The 23,363-nt window shown below is 69.4% G+C and carries 22 protein-coding genes; 7 read left to right on the forward strand and 15 right to left on the reverse strand.

All coding sequences use genetic code 11. The annotated features are described in order from the left end of the window. Positions 1-16: 16 nt before the first annotated feature. The 4 genes from ACWEKS_RS06790 to ACWEKS_RS06805 all read right to left on the reverse strand — a co-directional run bounded on the left by ACWEKS_RS06790 (position 17) and on the right by ACWEKS_RS06805 (position 4,630). Positions 17-937, reverse strand: coding sequence for an AraC family transcriptional regulator ligand-binding domain-containing protein (locus ACWEKS_RS06790; protein ID WP_452339189.1), 921 nt, complete (start codon positions 935-937; stop codon positions 17-19). A 125-nt stretch (positions 938-1,062) separates the two neighbouring features. Further along, positions 1,063-1,254, reverse strand: a complete 192-nt coding sequence (locus ACWEKS_RS06795) for a hypothetical protein (protein ID WP_452339190.1) — start codon at positions 1,252-1,254, stop codon at positions 1,063-1,065. Positions 1,255-1,295: 41 nt separating this feature from the next. Then, positions 1,296-2,996, reverse strand: a complete 1,701-nt coding sequence (locus ACWEKS_RS06800) for an AMP-binding protein (RefSeq protein ID WP_452339191.1) — start codon at positions 2,994-2,996, stop codon at positions 1,296-1,298. Continuing rightward, on the reverse strand, positions 2,993-4,630 hold the full coding sequence (locus ACWEKS_RS06805; protein ID WP_452339192.1) for an AMP-binding protein: 1,638 nt from the start codon (positions 4,628-4,630) through the stop codon (positions 2,993-2,995). Before ACWEKS_RS06805 ends, ACWEKS_RS06800 begins: the two co-directional genes overlap by 4 nt. Positions 4,631-4,685: 55 nt before the next feature. Here ACWEKS_RS06805 and ACWEKS_RS06810 point away from each other — a divergent pair, with 55 nt between their 5' ends. Continuing rightward, on the forward strand, positions 4,686-5,567 hold the full coding sequence (locus ACWEKS_RS06810) for a response regulator transcription factor (protein WP_452339193.1): 882 nt from the start codon (positions 4,686-4,688) through the stop codon (positions 5,565-5,567). A 33-nt stretch (positions 5,568-5,600) separates the two neighbouring features. On the opposite strand, the gene ACWEKS_RS06815 is transcribed toward ACWEKS_RS06810, so the two are convergent. Beyond that, positions 5,601-5,948, reverse strand: coding sequence for a ribosomal subunit interface protein (locus ACWEKS_RS06815; RefSeq protein ID WP_364608230.1), 348 nt, complete (start codon positions 5,946-5,948; stop codon positions 5,601-5,603). A 135-nt stretch (positions 5,949-6,083) separates the two neighbouring features. Continuing rightward, positions 6,084-7,292: a UDP-N-acetylglucosamine--N-acetylmuramyl-(pentapeptide) pyrophosphoryl-undecaprenol N-acetylglucosamine transferase gene (locus ACWEKS_RS06820; RefSeq protein ID WP_452339194.1), complete on the reverse strand. Its 1,209-nt coding sequence runs from the start codon at positions 7,290-7,292 to the stop codon at positions 6,084-6,086. A gap of 276 nt (positions 7,293-7,568) precedes the next feature. Here ACWEKS_RS06820 and ACWEKS_RS06825 point away from each other — a divergent pair, with 276 nt between their 5' ends. Together ACWEKS_RS06825 and ACWEKS_RS06830 are read left to right on the forward strand one after the other, a co-directional pair. Further along, entirely contained in the window at positions 7,569-9,731 is a 2,163-nt protein-coding gene (locus ACWEKS_RS06825; protein ID WP_452339195.1) for a terpene synthase family protein, read from the forward strand. A 732-nt stretch (positions 9,732-10,463) separates the two neighbouring features. Beyond that, positions 10,464-10,868 carry a hypothetical protein gene (locus ACWEKS_RS06830; protein ID WP_452339196.1) on the forward strand — a complete coding sequence of 135 codons (405 nt, stop codon included), beginning with the start codon at positions 10,464-10,466 and terminating at the stop codon, positions 10,866-10,868. A gap of 24 nt (positions 10,869-10,892) precedes the next feature. Here ACWEKS_RS06830 and ACWEKS_RS06835 read toward each other — a convergent pair whose 3' ends face one another. Continuing rightward, positions 10,893-11,705 (reverse strand): SAM-dependent methyltransferase, encoded by an 813-nt coding sequence (locus tag ACWEKS_RS06835; RefSeq protein WP_452339197.1) that lies wholly within the window; start codon positions 11,703-11,705, stop codon positions 10,893-10,895. Positions 11,706-11,834: 129 nt separating this feature from the next. Here ACWEKS_RS06835 and ACWEKS_RS06840 point away from each other — a divergent pair, with 129 nt between their 5' ends. Then, complete coding sequence (locus ACWEKS_RS06840) at positions 11,835-13,013, forward strand: cytochrome P450 (protein WP_452339198.1); 1,179 nt, start codon at positions 11,835-11,837, stop codon at positions 13,011-13,013. Between the two features lie 37 nt (positions 13,014-13,050). Here ACWEKS_RS06840 and ACWEKS_RS06845 read toward each other — a convergent pair whose 3' ends face one another. Further along, the gene (locus tag ACWEKS_RS06845; RefSeq protein WP_452339199.1) at positions 13,051-13,764 is read right to left on the reverse strand and encodes a phosphatase PAP2 family protein; all 714 of its coding nucleotides are present in this window, start codon (positions 13,762-13,764) and stop codon (positions 13,051-13,053) included. A gap of 95 nt (positions 13,765-13,859) precedes the next feature. Between ACWEKS_RS06845 and ACWEKS_RS06850 the strand changes: the two genes are divergently transcribed. Next, positions 13,860-14,582 (forward strand): response regulator transcription factor, encoded by a 723-nt coding sequence (locus tag ACWEKS_RS06850; protein WP_452339245.1) that lies wholly within the window; start codon positions 13,860-13,862, stop codon positions 14,580-14,582. Here ACWEKS_RS06850 and ACWEKS_RS06855 read toward each other — a convergent pair. Both ACWEKS_RS06855 and ACWEKS_RS06860 read right to left on the reverse strand, forming a co-directional pair. Further along, a complete protein-coding gene (locus ACWEKS_RS06855) occupies positions 14,496-15,914 on the reverse strand; it encodes a sensor histidine kinase (protein WP_452339246.1) in 1,419 nt (472 codons plus the stop codon). The two genes, ACWEKS_RS06850 and ACWEKS_RS06855, sit on opposite strands and share 87 nt — an antisense overlap. A gap of 6 nt (positions 15,915-15,920) precedes the next feature. Further along, entirely contained in the window at positions 15,921-16,544 is a 624-nt protein-coding gene (locus tag ACWEKS_RS06860) for a TetR/AcrR family transcriptional regulator (RefSeq protein ID WP_452339200.1), read from the reverse strand. A 120-nt stretch (positions 16,545-16,664) separates the two neighbouring features. On the opposite strand from ACWEKS_RS06860, the gene ACWEKS_RS06865 reads away from it, so the two are divergent. Beyond that, a complete protein-coding gene (locus ACWEKS_RS06865) occupies positions 16,665-17,477 on the forward strand; it encodes a class I SAM-dependent methyltransferase (RefSeq protein WP_452339201.1) in 813 nt (270 codons plus the stop codon). Between the two features lie 75 nt (positions 17,478-17,552). Here the strand turns inward: ACWEKS_RS06865 and ACWEKS_RS06870 are convergent, their stop codons facing one another. From ACWEKS_RS06870 to ACWEKS_RS06885, 4 genes are all read right to left on the reverse strand, one after another. Beyond that, positions 17,553-18,626 carry an amidohydrolase family protein gene (locus ACWEKS_RS06870; RefSeq protein ID WP_452339202.1) on the reverse strand — a complete coding sequence of 358 codons (1,074 nt, stop codon included), beginning with the start codon at positions 18,624-18,626 and terminating at the stop codon, positions 17,553-17,555. A gap of 46 nt (positions 18,627-18,672) precedes the next feature. Then, on the reverse strand, positions 18,673-20,007 hold the full coding sequence (locus ACWEKS_RS06875; RefSeq protein ID WP_452339247.1) for an FtsW/RodA/SpoVE family cell cycle protein: 1,335 nt from the start codon (positions 20,005-20,007) through the stop codon (positions 18,673-18,675). 113 nt (positions 20,008-20,120) lie between these two features. Further along, positions 20,121-20,375: a hypothetical protein gene (locus ACWEKS_RS06880; protein WP_452339203.1), complete on the reverse strand. Its 255-nt coding sequence runs from the start codon at positions 20,373-20,375 to the stop codon at positions 20,121-20,123. 92 nt (positions 20,376-20,467) lie between these two features. Then, positions 20,468-21,472 carry a polysaccharide deacetylase family protein gene (locus ACWEKS_RS06885; protein ID WP_452339204.1) on the reverse strand — a complete coding sequence of 335 codons (1,005 nt, stop codon included), beginning with the start codon at positions 21,470-21,472 and terminating at the stop codon, positions 20,468-20,470. Between the two features lie 123 nt (positions 21,473-21,595). On the opposite strand from ACWEKS_RS06885, the gene ACWEKS_RS06890 reads away from it, so the two are divergent. Continuing rightward, entirely contained in the window at positions 21,596-22,927 is a 1,332-nt protein-coding gene (locus ACWEKS_RS06890) for a putative glycoside hydrolase (protein WP_452339205.1), read from the forward strand. 51 nt (positions 22,928-22,978) lie between these two features. Here the strand turns inward: ACWEKS_RS06890 and ACWEKS_RS06895 are convergent, their stop codons facing one another. Next, positions 22,979-23,338, reverse strand: coding sequence for an ArsR/SmtB family transcription factor (locus tag ACWEKS_RS06895; protein WP_452339206.1), 360 nt, complete (start codon positions 23,336-23,338; stop codon positions 22,979-22,981). Positions 23,339-23,363 lie beyond the last annotated feature (25 nt).

The following is a 23,363-nucleotide window of genomic DNA, read 5'->3' on the forward strand; positions in this document are numbered from 1 at the left end:
CTGGAACTTCGGCGAATCATGGCGTATCGCCGTCGTGTTCGGCGGCCCAGCCGGATTCGAGATCTTCGAGGTGGCGTTTGCGGGCGCGGTCGACCTCGAGGCGCCAGGTGGTGCCGGATTCGGCGAGGCGGCGCTGAAGGGTGCGCGGGCTGGTGTAGAGACGGCGCGCGACCTGGTCCAGCAGCGCGTCGGTGCCGTCCAGGACCTCGGCCAGCACCGCCGCCACCCGGTCCGGCCACTCGGTGGCGCGCGGCGGCGGGGGCGGCATGGTGGCGGCGTGGCGGCGCAATACCGCTGCCAGCAACGGGTCCGCCGTGATCTGGGCCAGCTCGAAGTCCGCGTTGCGGAAGGTGATCCGGTCGACCGGAGCGCCGAAATCCAGCCGCGCCGTGCCGAACTGCTCGGTGAAGGCGTCGAGGCGGCGGGGAGCGCGCTCGCGCAACCCGATGCACACCGGGTCCATCGGGCGGCCGGCCGTCTGGCGCGTGCGCGCGATCAGGCAGGCCAGCGCCATCTGTACCGACAGGTCGCGGCCGCGGCCCTCGGCATTGACGGTGTAGATGTCGAAGGTGGACTCGGTCTCGGTCTGCGCGCCGGCCTCGACGCGGAAGTTGGTGGAGATCGACCCCACGAACGGGCCCAGCACGCCGAAGCCTGCGCCGACTGTCTCTGCCGTCGAGACCAGATAGTCGATCAGCCCGAATTCCCCGAGCCGGTAACTTGCGGTGGCCCGCAGGGTGACCTCCGGGTCGTCCAGCTCGTACTCCAGCAGCTCGCACAGCCGCGGGAAGTAGTCACTGGACACCCGGGCATCGCCGTCCTCCAGCAGCCAGCCCGGCATGCCGGCCGCGCGGGCGAGGCGGGCCGGGTCCAGGCCCGCGGCCGCGGCGCGCGACAGGACGAAACGTGGCAGCAGCACGGAGTCGGAGGTGTGCATCAGCCAATGGTGCGGGGAATTCGCGGCCGGAAACCGCGAATTCGCCGAACTGTGAGACAACCCGCTCGTCCCCGATCTCCTGCGGGTCCGGGCGAGCGGGGTGTCGCTCCCTGTTCTGCTGCGGGTCAGGCGCGCAGGAAGGTGGCCGCTATGCCCCAGAACCGGCGGCGGTCGACCGCCTGGAAATCCCATGTCTGCGTGATGTTGTGCGTCGTGCTGACGATCCCGGGGATGTCGAAGTCCTCACGGGTCGCCGTCCCCTTGGCTTCCAGGGCGGCGATGACGTAGGCGGTCGCGGATTCCACGGTATGGGGCATGGGAGCTCCGGTCTGTCGTAGGGGCATGGGGCGGTGCGGTTTCAGCGGATGGTGTCGCTCAGTACTTCCTCGTAGCGGTACTCGGTGGGGATGGTCTCGCCGGCCGCGTGCGCCTGCTCCTCGCGATGGCGCAGGTCGACGCGGCGGATCTTGCCGGAAATCGTCTTCGGTAGCTCGGTGAACTCCAGCCGGCGGACACGCAGGTAGGGCGCCAGGTGATCGCGGGCGTATTCCAGGATGGCGCGGGCGGTTTCACGGTCCGGCTCCCATCCCGCGGCCAGTGCCACGTATGCCTTGGGCACCGCGAGCCGCGTGTCATCCGGCTGCGGCACCACGGCCGCCTCCACCACGGCCGGATGCTCGATGAGCACGCTCTCCAGCTCGAAGGGGGACACCTTGTAGTCGGAGGACTTGAAAACGTCGTCGGTGCGCCCGATATAGGTGATGTATCCGTCCGCGTCTCGCACGGCCACATCGCCGGTATGGTAGTAGCCGCCGTCCATGACCGCGGCATTACGCTCCGGATCGCCGAGATAGCCGGTCATCAGATTGACCGGCGCCGCAGCCAGATCCAGGCAGATCTCGCCCTCCTCGGCGCGCTGCCCGGTGATCGGATCCACCAGCACCACCGGCACGCCCGGTGCGGGCCGCCCCATGGAGCCGGGCTTGAGCGGCTGCCCGGGCGTATTGCCCACCTGCAGGGTGGTTTCCGTCTGGCCGAAGCCGTCGCGGATGACCAGGCCCCACGCCTTCTCGACCTGCGCGATGACATCGGGGTTCAAGGGCTCACCCGCGCCGAGGATTTCGCGCAGTCCGGCCGGACGCTCGCCCAGATCGGCCTGGATCAGCATGCGCCACACCGTGGGCGGCGCGCAGAACGTGTTCACATCGGCCCGGCGCAGCTGCGCCAGCATGGCCGCGGCGTCGAAACGCGTGTAGTTGTAGACGAATACGGTCGCCTCCGCCAGCCACGGCGCGAAGAAGCAGCTCCAGGCATGCTTGGCCCAGCCGGGCGCGCTGATGGCCAGGTGCACGTCGCCGGGGCGGACACCGATCCAGTACATGGTGCTCAAGTGACCGACCGGGTAGCTGATCTGGGAGTGCTGCACCATCTTCGGCTTGCTGGTGGTGCCCGAGGTGAAGTACACCAGCAGCGGATCGGTCACCTCGGTGACGGCCCGGAACGGCCCGGCCGATTCGACGGACGCCGCTTCGGCGTAGTCGTGCCAGCCGGATACCGGCTCGCCCACCACGACTCGCGTGTAGTCGCCCGGCACTTCGTCGAACTTGCCCGTATCGCCGTGATTGGCGATGACGAAACGCGCTCCGCCGCGCTCGATCCGGTCGCTCAGATCGGCCGGGCCCAGCGCCCCGGTGGTGGGCATGATGACCGCGCCCAGCTTGGCCACCGCCAGCATGGCCTCCCACAGCTCGGCCTGGTTGCCGAGCATGAGCACGACGCGGTCGCCCTTGCCGACGCCCAGCCCGGCCAGCCAGGTGGCCACCCGGTCCGAGCGCTCGGCCATCTCGGCGAAGCTGATCCGCTGTTCGGAGCCGTCCTCCTCGACGATCCACAGCGCGGGCCGGTCGTTGCCGCGGGCGATGTGGTCGAACCAGTCGGTGGCCCAGTTGAATTCGCCGGTCAGCCGTGGCCATTCGAACTCGCGCAGCGCCGCGTCGTAGTCCGTCGACACGGCCAGTAGTGCGTCGCGGGCGGCGCGGTAGGCCTCGGTGTTCGTCATGCGTTCTCCTCGTTCAGGCCGAGCAGTCGCGCGCCGATCTCGCGCATCTCGACCTTGCGGATCTTGCCGGTCACGGTCATCGGGAACTCGTCGACGACGTGTACATAGCGGGGGATCTTGTAGTGGGCGAGCCTGCCGGCGCAGTACTCACGCAGACTCTCGGCGGTCAAAGGCGGTGTACCCGGGCGCATCCGGATCCACGCCATCAATTCCTCGCCGTATTTGACGTCGGGCACGCCGATCACCTGGGCGTCGACGATGTCGGGATGGGTGTAGAGGAATTCCTCGATCTCGCGCGGGTAGATGTTCTCGCCGCCGCGGATGACCATGTCCTTGATGCGGCCGGTGATGGCCACGTAGCCCTCGTCGTCCATGGTGGCCAGGTCACCGGTGTGCATCCAGCGCGCGGCGTCGATGGCCTCGGCGGTCTTCTCCGGTTCGCCCCAGTAGCCGAGCATCACCGAGTAGCCGCGGGTGCACAGTTCGCCGGCCGCGCCGCGCGGCACGGTCACCCCGGTCACCGGGTCCACGATCTTCACCTCGATGTGCGGCCCGGCCCGGCCGACCGTCGCGGTGCGCTGCACCAGCGAATCGTCGCCGCGGGTCTGGGTGGAGACCGGGCTGGTTTCCGTCATGCCGTAGCAGATGCTCACCTCGCGCATGCCCATGCGCTCGATGATCTGCTTCATCACCTCCACCGGGCACGGCGATCCGGCCATGATGCCGGTGCGTAGCGAGGACAGGTCGTAGGTGTCGAACGCCGGATCGGCCAGTTCGGCGATGAACATGGTCGGCACCCCGTACAGGGAGGTGCAGCGTTCGGCCGCTACGGCTTCCAGGGTGGCGCGCGGGTCGAAGGCCGGGGCCGGGATGATCATGGCCGCGCCGTGCGTGGTGGCGGCCAGATTGCCCATGACCATGCCGAAGCAGTGGTAGAAGGGCACCGGAATGCAGATCCGGTCCTGCTCGGTGTAGCCGCACAGCTCGCCCACGAAATAGCCGTTGTTGAGGATATTGTGGTGGCTGAGGGTCGCGCCCTTGGGGAAACCCGTTGTGCCGGACGTGTATTGGATATTGATCGGATCGTCGGTGGACAGCGCCGACTGCGCCGCGGCCAGCAGATCCGGATTCGAGGCCCGGCCGCTGGTGCTCAGGCTCCGCCATTCGAGGCTGTCCAGCAGCACCACCTGCTCGAGCTCCGGGCACTCCGGGCGCACCTCGGTGATCATGGCAGCGTAGTCGGAGGTCTTGAACGACGGTGCCGCGACCAGCATCCGAATTCCGGCCTGGCGCAGCACGTAGCGCAGTTCGTGTGCCCGATACGCCGGATTGATATTGACCAGGATCGCGCCGACCTTGGCGGTGGCGTACTGGATCAGCGTCCACTGCGGGCAGTTCGGCGCCCAGATGCCCACCCGGTCGCCCTTGCCGATGCCGGCCGCCAGCAGGCCCAGCGCCAGGGCGTCGACCTCGGCGTTGAATTCGCGGTAGGTCCAGCGGATACCGGTGGTGTAGTCGATGAGGGCCTCGCGGTCCGGATACGCGGCCGCGGTCCGTTCCAGGTTGGCGCCGATGGTCTCGCCCAGCAGGGGAGCGTCCCAGACTCCGAAGGTGTAGCTCGTGCTCTCGCTCACACCAGTAGGATCTACGTCACACTCACCCTGAACTACCCCCGAAAGGGGCTGACCGATGACCTCGGCCACGGACGGGCTCCTGCGCCCCAGCGACGGTGACGCTCTGCGTGCTGAGCTGCGCACTCTCGCCTCCGCCAGCAAGCTTCCGGTCGTCTTCGGCGGCGAGGTGCACGCGGGCATGCTGGTGCTCAGCGAGTTCGTCGGCACCCGCACCAACGGCATGCGCGGCCTGGCCGTCGCACCCAGCTCCGGGCTGGGCGGCTCGGCGGTGGTGACGGGCAAGCCGCGCTCGGTGTCCGACTATCGCTCGGCCTCGACCATCACCCACCACTACGACGCCCCGGTGCTCGGTGAGGGCCTGCGCGCGGTGGTGGCCGTGCCGGTGGTGGTGAGCGGCGAGGCGCGGGCGGTGCTGTACGTGGCCAATCGGGACTCGGGGGTGATCGGCGACCGCATCGCCGACGAGATGGTGCAGGCCGGGCGCCGGCTCGCGACGGAACTGGCCATTCGCGACGAAGTGGATCGGCGGCTGCGCCTGTCCTTCGCGCGGGAGTCCACGACGAGCGGTATTGCCTTCGTCGCCGAAGCCAATACCGTTGTCACCGAACAACTCCGGGATCTGCACGCGGAACTGCGCGGCATCACCCAGGTGGTCTCGGAGGCCTCGGCCCGCCGGCGCCTGCGCGAGGTGACCGAGAAGCTCGCCCGCCTGGTGTCCGGCGTCGCGGCCCCGGACGACGCGGTGAGCCTCGCGCCCCGGGAACTGGACGTCCTCGCCCACGTCGCGCTGGGCTGCACGAATCTGGAAGCGGCGCAGCGACTTTCGGTGCGCCCGGAGACGGTCAAGAGCTATCTGCGCAGCGCCATGACCAAACTCGGCGCGCACAACCGCCACGAGGCGGTCGTGCGCGCACGCCGCCTCGGGCTCCTTCCGTAACCGAATGTCCGAGGCAGCGGCCCGCGGCCGGACTCAGTCCGACACGAGGTGGCGGATCGATTCACCGCCCTTGGCGTGATGCAGCCGCCCGAACTTGCTGTCGAGCAGGTGAGCCATGCTGTCGGCGGCTCCGGTGTAGGCGTCCTCGGCGGTGGCCGCGCGGTGGGTGGTCGCCACCGGTGGCTGGCCCTTGGGCCGCGCCTCGAGGCTGCACTTCTTGTCCTCGGAACCACCCTTGTGCCCGTTCACATCCGTGATGTGGGCCTCGACCCGGGTGAGGTGATCAGCGAATCGATCCAGAATCGAAGCGATGGTGTCCGTCGCTTCCTGCGCGATCGCGCCGCCGCCGATGTTCTTGTCGGCGAAGACCTGGATTTGCATGGCATCTCCAATCTCTCGGGTAGCAAGCCCCGGAATAACCGAGGGCTTGCTGACACCTCCGACCATACCCACTCCGACTGAGAGTGGCATGTGGAATAGATCGCGTAGCGGCGTACGGCTCTTCGTGATCCGCGCTCAGCGGGTGGCCAGATCCAGCACGGTGAGGGCGAGGTCCGTGGCGGCCTCCGGGTGGCCGAGGGCGCGGGCGGCGGCCGACACGGCGGCGCGGGTCCCGGCATCGGTCAGGAGTTCGGTGAGAGCCGTGCGGAGGTTCGCGACGGTGGCATCGTCGCCGACGAGGGCGCGAGCGGCGTTGTGGTCGGCCAGGATTCGGGCATTGCGGATCTGCTCGCCGCCGACCGAATGCGGGTACGGAATCAGCACCGAGGGCTTGCCCAGCGTGGTGAGCTCGGCGAGAGTCCCTGCGCCGGAACGGGATACGACCACGTCGGTGAGCGCCAGCACATCGGGGAGCTCGGGGCCGATGAACTCCCGCACCAGGTATCGGCCGCGCACCTCCACCGGGAGGGTGGCGGCGTGGTCGCGAACCTGCGCGAAGGAGAGCCGTCCGCACTGGTGAATCACATTGGCGGAGTGGAGGAGTTCGGGCAGCAGCTGCCCGATCAGCTCGTTGATCTGCACCGCGCCCTGCGCGCCGCCGGTGATGTAGACCGTCGGCAGGCCGGGGGTGTAGCCCTCCCAGTCGAGCGCCTTGACCGCCGCGGCCGGATCGCCGGTCGTGAGGGTGGGGCGAATCGGGTTGCCGGTGACCACCGCCCGGTCCCGGGCGCGCGCGGGCAGCATGGCGATCGACGCCTCGGAGCTGAGCGCGATGCGGTCGGCCATCCGGGCCAGCAGCAGGTTGGCCTTGCCGACGCCGGTGGTCTGCTCGTGGATCACCAGCGGCCGCCGGCGCAGCGCGGCGGCCATGCCGATCGGGGCGCACACGTAGCCGCCGGTGCACAGCACCGCGTCCGGGCGGAACCGGCGCACCACGCCCTGGGCGGTGAGGACGCTGACCGGCACGCGCAGGGCATCCCGCGCATTGTCCTTGTTGAGCATCTTGAGCGGATTGCGGTCGCGGCGCAGCTTGCCGGCCTTGATGCCGGCGAAGTCGATGTCGTTCTCCGCCGCGACCCGCTGCTCCAGGCTGTCGGGCACGCCCACCCACAGCACCTCGGCCGCGGCCCCGGTCTCGGCCGCCAGATCCCGCAGCGCCCGCACGGCCGCCACCGCCGGATAGGTGTGGCCACCCGTGCCGCCACCGGCGACGATCACGCGCACCCGGCCACGGTCGCCCAGTCGCTGCAGGATCGGGGCGCGGTCGGCGGCGGGATTCGGCATGGACGATCCTCCTGGTGCGGGTGGCGGGTGCGGGTGGCGCAGCGCCCAGGCTATCTCGGGCGGGCGCGGGCCGGCCGGTTCGGGAGGTACCGGTCGGTCGGAGAAGATTGCGAGGTGTTGGCGAGACGGCGACGGGCCTCTACCATGATTGTGACGCTGATCACGTTGTCGCAGTGAGAGTTCTGACGCGGTTCCTTCGACATATCGCAAACAGCAGCGCAATACCGGCGCCCCCCGGCGACCGGAGCGCACAACCTCCAGCGAGAGGGCCCTGAATTGCAGCCCTTCACCCTGCCCGATTTCTATACCCCGCATCCCGCCCGGCTCAATCCCCATCACGGGTACGCCCGCGCGCACTCCAGTGCGTGGGCGCTGCGCATGGGCATGCTCGGCGAGCTCGGAGTCGACGGCAAACCCATCTGGGACGCCGAGAGATTGGACCGTATGGACTACGCGCTGCTGTGCGCGTACACCCATCCCGACTGCGACGCCGAGGCTTTGGCACTGCTCACCGAGTGGTACATCTGGGTCTTCTATTTCGACGACTGGTTCCTGGCCGAGTACAAGTACACCGGCAACCGGGCCGCGGCCACCCGCTATCTCGCGCGCCTGGAACTGTTCATGGCCGAACCAGGCTGTCCCGCACCGGAACCCGAGACGCCGTCGGAGGCCGGACTGGCCGACTGCTGGGCCCGGACCGTGCCGGCCATGTCCCCGGGCTGGCGGCAGCGCATGCGCCGCTCCACCCACAACCTCATGGTCGAATCCCTCTGGGAATTGGACAATATCGCCCGCGACCGGGTGGCCAATCCGGTCGAGTACATCGAGATGCGCCGCCGGGTGGGCGGCGCCCCCTGGTCGGCCAATCTGGTGGAGTTCGCCTGCGGCGCCGAGGTGCCCGGCCGTTTCGCCGCCGAGCGGCCGCTGCGGGTGCTGTGCGAAACCTTCTCCGACGCAGTGCATCTGCGCAACGACCTGTTCTCCTACGAGCGCGAGGTCCGGGTCGAGGGCGAGAACGCCAATATGGTGCTGGTGCTGGAACGGTTCCTGGGTCTGCCCACGCAGGCGGCCGCGGAGCTGACCAACGACATGCTGACCTCGCGGCTGAAGCAGTTCGAGGACACCGCGTCGGTCGAGGTGCCGCAGCTGTTCGTGGAACGCGCGGCCACCCCTGCCGAACAGCTGGCCGTCGCGCGGTACACCGGGGGCCTGCAGGACTGGCAGTCCGGCGGGCACGAGTGGCATCTGCGGTCGAGCCGCTATATGAACAGCGGCGTCGACCGTGGTCCGACCGGGCTGGGCAGCGCGGCCGCCCGGCTCGTGCCGGGGTTGCGAATCCAGCTCCAGCAGCACCGTCCGCCGCCGCGAACATCCGGACCGCTGCCGGTGCGCGAGCTGGTGATGCCGTATCCGGTGTCGATGAATCCGCAGGTGGCGCTGGCTCGCGCCGACGGGCCGAGGTGGGCCGCGGCCGTCGGACTGCTGGATCCGCGGGTCGGCTGGACGGCCGAGACCGTGGCCGCCGCCGATTTCGCGGGGCTGATGGCCATGCTCGATCCCGGTGCCGATGCGGCCGCGCTGCTGCTGCGCACCCGCTGGTGCACCTGGGGCACCTACGCCGACGACCTGGCCACCCGGGTGTTCCGGCGGGAGCCGGTATCTGGACGAGATCAGTTGCGGCGCTTGTCAATTCAGCTCTCCGGCAGCCCGCCCGCACCGCTCACCGCCCTCGAATACGGCTTGGCCGCGCTGTGGCGCGATACCGCGGCCGGCTGTGACGAGGCGGGGCGGCAGCGCCTGCGGGCAGCCCTGATCGAGCTGTTCGAAGGCTGGGAGTGTGTGCTGGAGAACGAGATTCGGCATCGGCTGCCCGATCCCGTCGACTATCTCGAGCAGCGACGCCTGACCTCGGGCGGGCCGCTGTTCTGCGCACTCGATGCCCTGTATTCGCCAGAAATTGCCGCCGACCCAAGGATTTCGGAGATATCGGACTCCAGTATTGTTCGGCAGCTGCAGAATTCGGCCCACGACTACGCGGCCCTCGTCAACGATCTCTATTCGTATCAGAAGGAGATCGAATACGATGAGGAGATCTACAATCTCGTGTATCTCACCCAGTCCTTCCTGGGCTGTTCCCGAGAGCATGCGGCCGATATCGTCGTCGATCTCGCCAATGAACGGTTGACGCAGTTCGAACTCGTCGCGCGCGAACGGCTGCCCGAATTCTTCGCCGACCACGAGCTGCCCGGCGAGGTGCGTGCGGCGCTGCTCGGCCATGTCGACCGGCTGCGTGATCACATGGCCGGAAATCTGCACTGGCACACCAGCACCGGCCGCTATTCCGAGCAGACCCTGCGGGCCTCCCGCCCCGGGCCGGTCATCACCGGTCCGGTCGGCCCCTTCGTCAGTGTGCTCGCCGATCGGGCGGGCCGCCGCTGACCCGCTGCGCCGCGGCCGCCCGGCGCTGTGGCGGCCACGGACCGGTTCGGCCGCCGAGGATCTGCCGGCGCCGGCCGGTTCTGCCGGGCGGCGATAAATCGAATTCGGACAAATGAATTCGACCGGACGGTTCATATTGCGCGGCAATATCTTTTCGTGATGCAACCGTCAAGCGCGCTTAACCCGTAGGTGGCGCACATAGCGGACCGCTTGCGCTGGTGATGCTGGTTTCCCTGCGCGCCGGGTCGCGCGATGCCGTGGGACTTAGGTAATCGATTCACCGGAATCCATTGCTCTAAAACTGCTGGGCTGTCACGATATCCCACACGCGGTGGATGAGTTCGGTGCGATTCGCCGTTGAATTGTCAACCAGACGTGCAACTTTCACATTCGGATGCTTCCGGGCTGCGATACGCCTCATTTCGCCGTGCCTATTTCCCAGGAGTTCGAGCATGACTACGGGAGCTGTCGCCGCACCCCGGCGACCGCTGGCGCTGGGCCGCGAATCCGCCAGGGAATTGGTTCAGGAATTGGCGCAGGCCGCGGTCACCACGCGCACCTGCACCGGGCTGGCCGATCTCCGGGTGGTGGCCATGATGGCCGCGGTCGACGGCGACATGCTCCCGCCGCGACCGCCGCAGCCCATGCTGCGCGGCGGTCACGAACCCTCACCCCGAGGAAACCAGAGAGGACGCAATGAACACATCGAGCAATGCAGGTGCCCCCGGCAGCATGACCGACCGGGTGTCGACGCTGGTGAAGGTGCTGCGCTCGGAGGTGCCCGAATGCATCGCCGCGGGCGCCATCGACATGGCCACCGGGATGCTGCTGGCGGTGGAGACCGTCGACAACCATCCCCAGGAGGTCCTCGATCTGCTGGCCGCGGCCACCCTGGAGCTGTTCCAGGGCCGCAATGTGGTGATGATCGAGAACATTTGGAAGGAGCGGCGCGGAATCCGGTTGGAGCGCCACTACTTCCAGGAGATCCTGGTCAACAGCGACAACCTCACCCACCTGTTCGTGCGTGCCGAGAGCCGCGAGGACGTGGTCGTGGTGGTGGTGTGCCGCAAGTCGGTCAATGTGGGCATGCTGTTCGCCCAGACCCGGCGGGTGCTCGAGGACGTCGGCAGGCTCTGACCGTGCGCGCGGCGGGTTGCCGGATCAGGGAATGCGGCCCACCGCGCCCAGCATGGCCACCGCCTCGGGACGCGGATGCGGCCGGTACTCCTCGGGCCGCCAGAGGGTGACCGCGGTGATGCCCGGCGGGGTCAGGGTGAATCCGTCGAAGAACTTGGCGAATTCGGCGCTGGAACGCAATTGGAACGGCACGCCGCTGCGGGCATTGGCCTCGGCGGAGCGGGCCAGGTCGTACTCGTCGAGGTAGTCGTTGGTGGCGTGCGACATGACCAGGTAGCTGCCGGGGGCCAGGGCGTCGGTGAGTTGGCGGACGAGGTCGTAGGGCCGTAGCTCGTCGGTCATGAAGTGCGCGACCGCGACCACCATGAGCGCGACCGGCTTGCTCGGGTCGATGGTGGCCAGCAGGTCGGGATGGGTCAGGATGTGCTGCGGGTCACGGAGGTCGGCGTCCAGATACGCGGTCCGGCCCTCGGGGGAGCTGTTGAGCAGATCGCGGGCGTGCACCAGCACGATGGGGTCGTTGTCGACATAGACGATGCGGGACTCGGGGGCGATGCCCTGCGCGATCTCGTGCACGTTCCCGGCGGTGGGCAGGCCGGTGCCGATGTCGAGGAACTGGCGGATGCCCGCCTCACCGGTCAGATACGCGACCGCGCGGCGCAGGAAGTTGCGGTTCTCCACCGCGGACAGCTGCACGGTCGGGAAGGCCTCGGCCACCGCGTCGGCGGACTCGCGATCGGCGGGGAAGTTGTCCTTGCCGCCCAGCCAATAGTCGTACCGGCGCGCCGGATGCGGTTTGGTGGTGTCGACGCGGTCTGCCGCTGATTCCGAGTTCAAAACGCTCACAATCCTTTTCGGCTACTGTCTGAATCTGTCAGCTCCAGTTGCGGATCGGTAGCGACTCTGTACCTTCGGAAACCGGCAGAGCCGTGCGCCCGCCCCCGCAGCATCGCCGGAAGGTTCGTCATGCAGTTGCGCTACAGCCCGTTCGATTTCGATGTCCATGCCGATCCGTACCCTTACTATGCCAGGTTGCGCAGCGAGGCCCCGGTCTACCGGAACGACACCGACGACTTCTGGGCCTTCTCGCGCCACGCCGACGTGCTCGCCACACTCCGCGATTCGGACCGTTTCTCGAGCGTGAACGGCCTGCGCATGGAACCGGCCTTCTGGGGACCGCAGGCCGAACGGTTCTTCTCCTTCGTCGCCATGGACCCGCCCAAGCACACCCGGCTGCGCGGCCTGGTCACGCGCGCGTTCACCGCGCACCGGGTGCAGTCGCTGCAGCCGCGGCTGCGCGAGATCGCGATCGGCCTGCTGGAACCGCTGCTGGAACGCGGCAGCTTCGACCTCATGGCCGAATTCGCCGGGCCCTTCCCGACCGAGGTGATCTCCGAGCTGGTCGGCGTGCCCGAGAACGACCGGGAGATGCTGCGCAAGCTCGGCATGGAGATCATGTACACCGAGGAGGAGTCCACCGATCTGCGGCCGGAGGCCATGCAGGCCATCGGCGCGCTGGTGGGCTACTACACCGAGCTCACCATCGAGCGCAGCAAGTCCCGGCAGGAGGATCTGCTCTCGGGTCTGCTCGATGCCGCCGACGGCGATGACCGGCTCACCCCCGAGGAGATCGTCGGCGTCCTGATCCTGCTGGTCGGGGCCGGCATCGAGACCAGCATGCTCACCTTCGGCAATGCCTGGCATGCCGCCTGGCTGCACCCCGACCAGCGCCGGCAGGCCCTCGACGGCCGCATCGACGACTGGATCGCCGAGGCCATGCGCTGGGACCCGGCCACCCAGACCCAGCTGCGCACCACCACCGAACCGGTCGAACTGCACGGTGTGTCGATTCCCGCCGACGCCCGCATCCTGCTGCTCACCGGGGCCGCCAACCGCGACCCGGAGGTCTTCGCCGATCCGGACACCTTCGACCTGGACCGCGACACCTCCGCCTCCCTGGTCTTCGGCAGCGGCCGCCACCACTGCCTCGGCTCCAACCTGGCGCTGCTGGAACTGCGCACGGCGCTGCAGGAAATCGCCTCGCGGGTAACCGATTTCGAAGTCGACCCGGCGGGGCTGCAGCGCATCCACGCCTCCAACAACCGCGGCTTCGCGAGCCTGCCGACCACGGTCACGCTGCGCTGAGCCCTACACCTCCGTGCGGTGCCGCCGCCGGTCCGGTTCAGCGCAACGAGCCGGGCAGGCGTTCGGTCACCAGGCGGGTGTGTGGGCGCAGGGTCAGGCACACCGAGAGCCAGCACGCGCCGATGAGCCAGCCGGCCAGGACGTCGGTGGGCCAGTGCACGCCCAGGTAGAGGCGGGACAGGCCGACCGCCACGGCGAACAGGACGGCGAGGGTGATCACCAGGATGCGGGTGATCCGGCGGGCTAGAACCGGCAGGAGGACCGCGACCAGGATGCCGGCCGCGACGGTCGAACCGAGGGCATGCCCGGACGGGTAGGAGTGATTGGTCTCGGTGACCAGATGGTCGATCACCGGGGGCCGATCGCGGGCGATGAGCAGTTTGCCGAAGAAGACCAGCGCCCCCGCGCCGGCCGCCGCGACGGCGATGAGCACCGCCTGGTCCCAGTACTTCCGCCACGCCAGCAGCACGCACGCCAGGATCGCGTAGATCGCCACCGAGGTGGTGTCCCCGGCCACGCTGACCGCCTTCGCGAGGCTGGTCCAGGTCGCGGTGCGCTGGTCGATGAACCACTGCAACCAGGGGGAATCCGGTCCGGCCGGGCCGTTGTACCAGACCACCACACAGGTCAGGACGAGAATCACGGCAGCCAGCGCCAGCGCGACCAACGTGCCGGTGAGGGTGCGGCCGGGGAATCCGGCGGGCCGTTTCGTGGTGGACGCTTCCTTCTGGGCGGGGGGTGAGGACAGCATGCCACCGAGGTTGCCATGGCATCGCTGAGAGAACGTTGAGAGCCCGGCCGGGGCCGGGCCGCCCCGCGGCCGCATCGTCGGGCATGCTGGTGCCCGTGCGGGTGCTGGTGGTCGAGGACGAGGAGCGGCTGGCGCGGACGGTGCAGCGCGGGCTCGAACTGGAGGGGTTCGTGGTGCAGCTCGCCCACACCGGGACCGACGGGCTGTGGGCGGCGGTCGAGGACAGCTTCGATGTGATCGTGCTGGACATCATGCTGCCGGGGCTGAGCGGCTACGAGGTGCTGCGCCGGCTGCGCGCCCGGGACGTGACCACGCCGGTGCTCATGCTGACCGCCAAGGACGGCGACTACGAGCAGGCCGACGCACTGGATCTCGGCGCGGACGACTACCTGACCAAGCCCTTCTCCTTCGTGGTGCTCATCGCCCGGCTGCGCGCGCTGCTGCGCCGGCGCGCACCGCAGCAGCCGGTGCTGCTGACGGCGGGCGATCTCGTGCTGGACCCGGCGCGGCGCACGGTGCGGCGCGGCGAGACCGCGCTGACGCTGACCCCGCGCGAATTCGGGCTGCTGGAATTCCTGTTGCGGCACAAGGGATTGGCGCTGACCAAGATCGAGATTCTGCGCAATGTGTGGGACGCCCACTACGACGGTCCGGAGAACGTGGTCGAGGTGTACGTCGGCTACCTGCGCAAGAAGATCGATGCGCCGTTCGGCAGCATCAGCATCGAGACGCTACGGGGCGTCGGCTACCGCATGGTCGACCCCGACTGGTCCGGCGACGGGCAGGTCGATGACGAATCGGGCTCCGCCCCACGGTGATTCGCCGATCCTGACCGAACCGCCGTGCGCGGCCACGATTTCCGCGACGATGGCCAGGCCGAGCCCGGAGCCACCGGTGGCGCGGGCGCGGTCGGCCTCCAGCCGCACGAAGCGGCCGAAGACGCGCTCGCGGTCGGCGGCGGGGATGCCGGGACCGTCGTCGTCCACCAGTACCCGGGCGCTGTCGCCGTCGCGCTGGACCGTCACCGCCACCGTGCTGCGGGCGTGCGCGGCGGCATTGTCGACGATATTGCGCAGTGCCCGTGCCAGTTTCGGTTGATCGCCCCGGATCCGCACCGCCTCGATCGCCGTCCGGACCGTGCGGCCGCCCCGCGCCCGCAGGGCCGCGGCCTGCTCGCCGGCCAGATCGTCGAGATCCACATCGCCGGTGCGCATGTCGAGACCGCTCTCGTCGGCGGCGGCCAGGGTCAGCAGATCCTCGATGAGGTGCCGCATACGCTCGGTCTCGGGCAGCAGTGTGCCGCCGATCAATTCGGCGTCCAGCACCTCGGGCCGGTCCCGGGCGAGCTCGAGGGCGGCGGTGACCGCGGCGAGCGGGCTGCGCAGTTCGTGTGAGGCGTCGCCGACGAAGCGCCGCTGGGCCGCGTGCCCGGCCTCGATGCGGGCGAGCATGTCGTTCATCGTCTCGGCCAGCCGGGCGATCTCGTCGCGCGCCACCGGCACCGGCACCCGCTCCGACAGCCCAGCCGCGCCGATGCCCGCCACCCGGCTGCGGATCTCCTCGACCGATCGCAGTGACCGCCCCACCAGCAGGTAGGTGGCCAGCGCGGCCGCCGCGACCACCAGGGGCCCGCCCACCGCGACCAGGACCGCGACCCGTTTCACCGCGTGCTCGGCCGATTCACTGTCGCCGGCTACCAGCACGAGGTACCGGCCGTCCGGTGCGGACAGCGTGTGGGCCGACACCCGCAGGTCCTCGTCGTACGCGGAGACCGGCCGGCGCCCGGTCTCTCTCGCGCCCACGGTCCCCGGGTCCAGCAGCGGCGCCGACAGCTTCGCGTTCGACTCCCGCGCGATCCGCCCCTGCGGGTCGATGACCTGCACCACTCCGATCTGCCCGGTCGCCTCGAACAGCGAATTCGGCAGCTCGGCCACCGAATTCCGGGTCAGCTCACTGGCGATGGTCTCGGCCCGCGTGCCGGCCGCCGTATCGATCTCCCGCAGCAGCGACCGATTCAGCAGCCCGAGCATGGCGCCCGCCGCCAGCAGCAGCACCGCGCCCACGGTCAGCGCGGCCGCGATGGCCGACCGAATCCGCAACCCCCAGTGCGAGGGCCGCAACCATTCCCGGATCCGATTCACGTCCCCCATCATGGGTCACCCGCGCGCCGGGTCGTCCAACAGGCCGCGGTTGACCAGGCCGAGCACCTGATCGACCGCGAAATCGATGTCGGCGCGGGTGGTGGGCAGTGACCCGTCCAGCAGCAGGGCGGCCAGACCGTGGACCGCCGACCAGGCGGCGATATCCGCACCGGGCCGCAGCTTCGGGTCGAGGAGTCCGGCGGCCTGCGTCTCGTCGAGGACCTGGCCGAGGATGCGGTGCGGGTCGTCGGCCGGTTCGTCGGCGGCATCGGATGCGGCGGGCGAGTGTGCGCCGAAGGCGGTGCGGAACAGGCCGGTGTGGGTGAGCGCGAAATCGATGTAGGCCGTGCCCACCGCGTGCAGGCGGCCGCGCGGATCGTCGGTGCGGGCGATGCGCCGGCGCATCTCGGCCGCGAGTGCGGCGCGAGCGCGGCGGGATACCGCGGCGAGCAGGGCCTCACGATCGGCGAAGTGCCGGTAGGCGGCCGAATGCGACACCCCGGCGGTGCGGGCGACCTCGCGCAGGACCACTCGGTCGGGTCCGCCGTCGTCGGCCAGTGCGAGCCCGGCGTCGACGAGGGCCGCCCGCAGGGCGCCGTGGTGATAGGTGGTGCGGCGGTCGGGGGCAGCTGGACTCATAACGTCAGGATTGCACATTCGGCCGAGATGTTGACGACGGTCACATGAGCTCGCATACTCGTAGATGTGACCAATGGAAACATTCTGTCTGCCACCCGGCCTTCGAATGAAAGTGCTGATATGAACGACATTTCCATCGATACCCCGTACGCCTCCGGCAACTCCCGGACGGATATCGAAAAGGCCCTGCTCGCGGCCGGGCACGACCTCGACCGGCTACGGCTCGCCGACCTGGCGCTGGTCGAGGACTTCCACACCATGGGCCGGATCGCCACGGGTGCGCTGGCGGAACTGGCCGGTCTCACCCCGGCGTCGCGGGTGCTCGATGCCGGCAGCGGAATCGGCGGCACCGCACGGTATGTCGCGGAAGCCTACGGATGCCGGGTCACCGCGGTGGATCTGACCGAGGACTACTGCGAGACGTCGCGCTGGCTCAATCGCCTGGTCGGACTGGACGATCGGATCTCCGTGCGGCAGGGCGACGTCACCGCGCTGCCCTTCGCCGACGGCGACTTCGACGTGGTGTTCAGCCAGCACGTGCAGATGAACATCGCCGATAAGGACGCACTGTATCGGGAAGCGCGGCGGCTGCTGAATCCCGATGGCCTGCTGGCCATCTGGGACATCACCACCGCTTCCGGCGCCCGCCCCGACTTCCCCGTCCCGTGGGCCGACCGCTCCGAGCAGAGCCACCTGGTGACCCCGGACGACCTGCGCGCCACCCTGGAGCGCTCCGGTTTCGCCCTCGACCACTGGGACGACCTCACCGACCAGGCGGGCACGATCATGCGGGCCGTGCTGGCCGCCCCGCCGAATCCCGTTGGGCTGCAGGCCTTCGTCCCGAACTTCCCCGTGAAGATCGAGAACCTGACCCGGGCGCTCACCGACGGCCGGCTGTGTGCCGTTCGCGCCGTCGCGCGCGCTCTGCCGTAGCGCGGGCCGGATCGGGGGAGCTCCGAGTGCGGGTTTGCGCGGTTGGCCGCAGCCGGAGCTCCCCGATCATGAAAGTTACCGGGGGACCGGGATTCCCGCAGACCAGACGCCGCGGATCTGCGTTGTAGCCGTGATGTCGGCGAGCGGATCGGCGTCGAGCAGAACCAGGTCGGCGCGCAGACCCGGGGCGATGGCGCCGCGATCGGTCAGGCCGAAGTGCTCGGCGGGCCGGGCGGTTGCCGCCTCGAGGGCCTCGACGGGGGACAGTCCGGCGCTGACGAGCAACTCCAGCTCGTGGTGCAGGCTCGCGCCGAAGGCCGGGTTCATGGGCACGCCGGGGGAGGAATTGGCGTCGGTGCCCGCCAGGATCGGGACGCCCGCGGCGCGCAGCGCACCGACATTGGTCAGGGCGTCGGCGAAGGCTCCGGGGACGCCGTGGGCGGCGGACATGCCCTCCATCATGGTCAGGGTCGGGACGACGACCTTGCCCTCGGCGGCCAGGCGGGCGATCACCGCCTGCGGCAGCGCGACACCCACGGGGATGTGGGTGATGATGTCGACGCCGGCATCGAGGGCCATGGTGTACGCGGCCGGGTTGGTGGCGTGAGCGATGACCATCAGATCGCGGGCATGGGCCTCGGCCACAACGGCTTTGGCCGCGGCCGCGTCGGGGCCGCCGTCGCCGGGGGCCTCCAGCACCAGCTTGATGTAGTCGGAGCCGGTGGAATGACGCTGGGAGACAGCGGATTCGGCCTGGTCGGCGCTGCGGATGATGGCGGGTTCGCCGAGGAACCTGCCGTGCATGCCCTCGGGGCCGACGATGGCCATGCCCGCGCTGCGAATATCGCTGGTGCCGACGGTGTTCCGGAGCTCGGCCACCACCTCGGCGAGGCTGGCCATATCGAGCGCGGTGGTGACCCCGTGCGCGGCGAGCAGCCCGGGAGTCTGCGCATCGTGGATGTGGACATGGGCGTCGATGAAGCCGGGCAGCAGGATCGCGCCGCCGGCGTCGAGGCGTTCGGCGCCGGCGTCGTCGGTGCCGATGCGGTCGCCGTCGATGACGATCGTGGTGGGTTCGGTGAGCGCGCGGCCGTCGAAGACGCGGACATTGTCGAGCGCCGTCCGGCTCGCTGAGCGTGAAGAGGTCACCGAATCAGCTTCCTCTCCCTTGCCCCGGGCGACACCGCGATTCGGGTCAGCGCCGGCGGGGCAGCAGGCGGCGGGAGACGTGCTCGGTCACGGCGTCGGCGATCGGCGGGACCGTCGGCGTGGGCCGGGTGGGCGGCGGCGGGGCCGAGCGGGCGTCGGCGGAGATGCGGATCAGCAGCGCCAGGATGATGTAGTTGGCCAGCAGCGACGAACCGCCGTAGGACATGAACGGGGTGGTGAGACCCGTCAGCGGAATCAGTTTGGTGACACCGCCGACCACCACGAACAGCTGCCACCCGATCGAGAACGCCAGCCCACCGCCGAGCAGCTTGCCGAAGGCGTCGCGGGTGGTGAGGGCGGCGCTGAAACCGCGGACGCACAGGATGAGGAACAGCGCCAGCACGGCGGCCAGGCCGATCAGCCCGAGCTCCTCGCCGATGGTGGAGATGATGAAGTCGGTACCGGCGAACGGCACGTCCTGCGGCCGCCCGCTGCCCAGCCCGGTCCCGGCCAGCCCGCCGGTGCCCATGCCGAACAGGCCCTGCGAGATCTGATATCCGGTCGTGTAGTAGGTGGCGAACGGGTCCCGCCACACCTCGACGCGGACCCGCACGTGCCCGTACAGCTGGTAGGCGATGACCGCGCCGACCGAGAACATGGCCAGGCCGATGAGCAGCCACGAGGCCCGCCCGGTGGCGATGTACATCATGGCCAGCACGGTGCCGAAGACCAGCAGCGAGAAGCCGAGGTTCTTCTCGTACACCAGCACCAGCACCGCGATGAAGGTGACCAGCAGCAGCGGGGCCAGATCCCGCAGGCGCGGGAAGGTCATGCCCAGGAAGCGTTTTCCGGCGGTGGTGAACAGGTCCCGGTTGGCGACCAGGAAGGCGGCCACGAAGATGATCAGCAGCACCTTGGCGAACTCACCGGGCTGAATCGAGAACCCGCTGATCAGGATCCAGCTCTTGCCGCCGTTGACCTCGCTGAAGCGGGAGGGCAGCAGGGCCGGGACGAGCAGCGCGATCACCCCGGCCAGGCCGAAGGTGTAGCCGTAGCGGGCCGGTTTGGTGTGGTCGGGCACGAAGACCAGCACCAGCACGAACAGCAGCATGCCCAGGCCGGTCCAGATCAGCTGATGCGCCGAGTCCGAGGACGGAATCGGCTCGCCGGCGTTCTTGGCCTTCACCACCTCGGCGCGGTCCAGCCGGTCGATGAGCACCAGCCCGATGCCGTTGAGCAGCACCACGCACGGCAGCAGCACCGGGTCGGCGGCGGGCGCCCAGCGGCGCACGGCCAGATGGGTGACCAGCACGAAGACCGTGAAAACGGCGAGCGCGCGGACACTCTGGCCGTCGAAGCCATTGCCGGTGGCCGAGGTCATGGCCAGGTAGGCGAAGGCGATCAGGGCCAGCGCGGCCACGCAGAGTAGCAACTCGGCATTGCGCGGAACTCGCCCTCTCGACCTTGTCGGGGGAGGGCTGTGCCGAAATGCGCTCACACCGAACAGTATCGCGTGCGGTAGCGGATGAGGAGCCAAAGCAGTAGTGCTTCGGCTATGGCGGTGAAAACGGTGAGGAATTGGCTGAAGTAACTGGCCAGTACATTCACCACGGTCAGCGGCAGAATGCCCGCGGCCATCAGATACAGCCGCGTGATCACCACGGTGAGTCCGAAACGGACCGCCATGATGGTCACCAGCCGGCCGGAGCCGGGGCGCCACCGCATTCTCGCCACACGTTCGCCGAACACGGTGTCCACCGTGGCACATGACCGGCGGCCGCGTCATCGCACCGAATCAGGTGGTCATCGCACCGAATCGGGTTCCGGGAGCTTCAGCCGGATCAGTAGGGGTGGGCGGTGGCGGAGAAGCGGGGGGAGAGCTGGTCCGCGAGGGCGCGGGGGAAGGACTGGTGGGCGGTGTCGCCGTCGGAGGTGTAGCGGGCGGTGGGGTTCGCCGCGAACCAGTCGAGCCAGTAGGTGGAGTCGAAGGGAACCGTGGTGCGGCCGGAGCGGATTCGGGGGAGGCCGGTCGGGTCGAGGGCGGCGGCGAACGGGGAAGGGGCGGGGTCGGCGCCGACGAGGAGGACCGCGTCGAAGGTGTACGGGGTGCCGTCCCAGGTGCCGGAGGTGGCGAGGGCGTGGTCGGCGGGGTAGACGCCCAGGGGCAGGGCCATGGAGTGGACGACGGTGCCGGGCGCGGCGGTAGCGATGGCGCGGACGTTCTGGACCAGTTCGCGCTGAACGTCGGTGGGGGACAGATGCGCCAGGTTGGGATGGGTGGCGGTGTGGGCGCCGATGTCGTAGCCGTGGCGGACCAGCCAGGCCAGGGCGCGGGGGTCGTCGCCGAACGGCTCGTTGTTGACGTAGAAGGTGGCGGTGGCGGCGAAATCCGGGTGGCGGGAATGGAATTGCTCGAGCAGGCCGACCGCGCAGTCGGGGGTGGGGTCGCCGGAATCGCCGAGGGTGAGCTGGGTTCGGGTGGAGTCGTCGAAGGTGAGAGCCACCGGGTGGGTGCCTGCGGGTAGGTCGATGGCGCCCGCCAGATACTGGGCGATGGTGATCGGGCGGTAGCCGTCGGTGTAGAGGCGGTCCAGCTCGGCGGTGAATTTCGTTGGCGTCTGGTCGTATTCGCTGCCCGGCTCGGCCTCGATGCGGTGGTACATGAGGATCGGGACCCGACCCAGCTCATTGGCGGCCACCGTGGCCGGATCCGGCGGTCTCGAGGTCGATGGGGGTGCGGTGACGGCCGCGGGACGCGGCACGGTGGCGGTGGTTGCTCCGCAGGCGGTGGCGGTCGCGCACAGCAGCGCCGCCGCGACCATCCGCAGCGTCGTCGACGCCTTCATCGCCGCAACGCTACGCGGCGACAACGGTTTTGAGGTGATCTCGGCGAAAAACGGCCGACGCCTGCGTGCAGGCGCGATAGTGATGCCAACAGCTGTCAGTGGAAGTTGGTGTGTACGTTGCTCATGCGACTCCGGTCGATCCGCCGCAGGCGGTCCACCCTGCTCGCGATCGGCGCGGTCGTGGTCCTGGTGCTCGCCGCGCTGGTGTTCGTCTTCGGCCGCAGCCGCCCCTCGGCCGCCGGCGCCGACACCCGCCCGGCCCGCCTGGAGCTGGCCCCGACGGCCGCCGCGACCTCCTACCGGGATCCGGTGACGGTGCGCGGCACGGCGATCGGCGCGAAGCAGGTGTCGGTGGGCGACCGGTCCGTCCAGCCGGCCAAGGACGGATCCTTCGAGATCCAGCTGCCGCACGCACCGCTCGACACCACCGTCGTGGCCACCGGCGCCGCGGGCGACCGCGTCACCGCCCCGCTGAAAGTGGAGGTGGCACTGCCGCGCATCCGGGCCGTCCATGTCACCGCCTACGCCTGGGCTTACGACCCCATGCGCGATGCCGTGCTCGACATGGCGCGCGAGGGCCGCATCGACACCGTCGAACTCGATATCAAGGACGAGGACGGGATGGTCGGCTACGACTCGCAGGTGCCGCTGGCACGCGAATCCGGTGCCGCCACCACGATTTACGACGCGCCGGCCGCGCTGAAGCAACTGCACGACATGGGCATCAAGGTGGTCGGCCGCATCGTCGCCTTCCGTGATCCCACCCTGGCCGGCTGGGCCTGGCACAACGGCCACCCCGACTGGGTGATCCAGAACCCGTCCGGCCAGCCGTACTCCAGCGGCTACGGCGCGATCGCCTTCACCAACTTCGCCAGCCCCGAAATCCGTTCCTACAACCGGGATCTCGCGGTCGAGGCGGCCCGGCTCGGCTTCGACGGCGTCATGTACGACTACATCCGCCGCCCCGACGGCAACCTCGTGGGCATGCAGTTTCCGGGCCTGGCCGAATCGCCGTCGGACTCCATCGCCAACTTCCTGCGCGACTGCCGCGAACCCGTGCACGACGCCGGAGCCTCGCTGAGCGCGGCCGTCTTCGGCATCGCCGCCACCCGCCCCGACGAGATCGCCCAGGACATCCCGTCCATGGCCCGCTACGCCGACTTCCTGGCCCCGATGCTCTACCCGAGCCACTGGCACTCCGGCGAATACGACGTCACCAATCCGAACGCCCAGCCCTACGACATCATCTTCCGGTCCCTGCAGGACTTCCGCGCCCGCACCGCGGGCACCAACGCCCAGATCATCCCGTGGCTCCAGGATTTCAGCCTCGGCGTGGCCTACGGCGACGCGGAGGTGAAGGCGCAGATCGACGCCACCTACGCGGCGGGCTACAACGGCTTCTTCCTCTGGAACCCCGCGGTCAGCTACCACCCCGGCGCTCTCGCGCCCAACTGATCAGCCTCGCAACGCTTCTCGTCGGGTCGGCCCCCGCCGACCGGGTCCGGATCAGGCGATGGTGGGGCGGTCCGCGAGCCCCAGGCGCAGGTGTTCGCTGTGGTAGATGGCCTCGTCCAGCAGTTGCGCGACGTGGTTGTCGTAGAGGCTGTAGACGATGCTACGGCCGGTCCGGGTGCCCACGACCAGCCCGAGATTGCGCAGCAGGCGCAGCTGATGCGAGACCGCCGACTGCTCCATGCCGATCGACGACGCCAGTTCGGTGACCGCGAGCGGGCCCTGGCGGAGCTCGCTGAGGATCAGCAGCCGGCTGGGGGTGGCCAGCGCTTGCAGGGTGGTCGCGACATGGGTGGCGGCCTCGGCGTCCAGCCGTGCCGTCGGCCGATCGCGGCCCTCGACGCCATGTCCCATAACACAGGAGGGTACCTCGAGGAGC

It is taken from the genome of Nocardia sp. NPDC004711 (genome assembly GCF_053601595.1).

Excerpts from the sequence above, each read along its gene's own strand:
- ACWEKS_RS06795 (WP_452339190.1), bottom strand. The coding sequence starts at position 1,254 with ATGCCCCATACCGTGGAATCCGCGACCGCCTACGTCATCGCCGCCCTG.
- ACWEKS_RS06830 (WP_452339196.1), top strand. The coding sequence starts at position 10,464 with ATGACCGACCGGGTGTCGACGCTGGTGAAGGTGCTGCGCTCGGAGGTG.
- ACWEKS_RS06890 (WP_452339205.1), top strand. The coding sequence starts at position 21,596 with ATGCGACTCCGGTCGATCCGCCGCAGGCGGTCCACCCTGCTCGCGATC.
- ACWEKS_RS06895 (WP_452339206.1), bottom strand. The coding sequence starts at position 23,338 with ATGGGACATGGCGTCGAGGGCCGCGATCGGCCGACGGCACGGCTGGAC.
- ACWEKS_RS06820 (WP_452339194.1), bottom strand. The coding sequence starts at position 7,292 with ATGCCGAATCCCGCCGCCGACCGCGCCCCGATCCTGCAGCGACTGGGC.
- ACWEKS_RS06885 (WP_452339204.1), bottom strand. The coding sequence starts at position 21,472 with ATGAAGGCGTCGACGACGCTGCGGATGGTCGCGGCGGCGCTGCTGTGC.
- ACWEKS_RS06810 (WP_452339193.1), top strand. The coding sequence starts at position 4,686 with ATGACCTCGGCCACGGACGGGCTCCTGCGCCCCAGCGACGGTGACGCT.
- ACWEKS_RS06865 (WP_452339201.1), top strand. The coding sequence starts at position 16,665 with ATGAACGACATTTCCATCGATACCCCGTACGCCTCCGGCAACTCCCGG.
- ACWEKS_RS06875 (WP_452339247.1), bottom strand. The coding sequence starts at position 20,007 with ATGACCTCGGCCACCGGCAATGGCTTCGACGGCCAGAGTGTCCGCGCG.
- ACWEKS_RS06815 (WP_364608230.1), bottom strand. The coding sequence starts at position 5,948 with ATGCAAATCCAGGTCTTCGCCGACAAGAACATCGGCGGCGGCGCGATC.
- ACWEKS_RS06845 (WP_452339199.1), bottom strand. The coding sequence starts at position 13,764 with ATGCTGTCCTCACCCCCCGCCCAGAAGGAAGCGTCCACCACGAAACGG.
- ACWEKS_RS06790 (WP_452339189.1), bottom strand. The coding sequence starts at position 937 with ATGCACACCTCCGACTCCGTGCTGCTGCCACGTTTCGTCCTGTCGCGC.
- ACWEKS_RS06855 (WP_452339246.1), bottom strand. The coding sequence starts at position 15,914 with ATGGGGGACGTGAATCGGATCCGGGAATGGTTGCGGCCCTCGCACTGG.
- ACWEKS_RS06840 (WP_452339198.1), top strand. The coding sequence starts at position 11,835 with ATGCAGTTGCGCTACAGCCCGTTCGATTTCGATGTCCATGCCGATCCG.
- ACWEKS_RS06860 (WP_452339200.1), bottom strand. The coding sequence starts at position 16,544 with ATGAGTCCAGCTGCCCCCGACCGCCGCACCACCTATCACCACGGCGCC.
- ACWEKS_RS06800 (WP_452339191.1), bottom strand. The coding sequence starts at position 2,996 with ATGACGAACACCGAGGCCTACCGCGCCGCCCGCGACGCACTACTGGCC.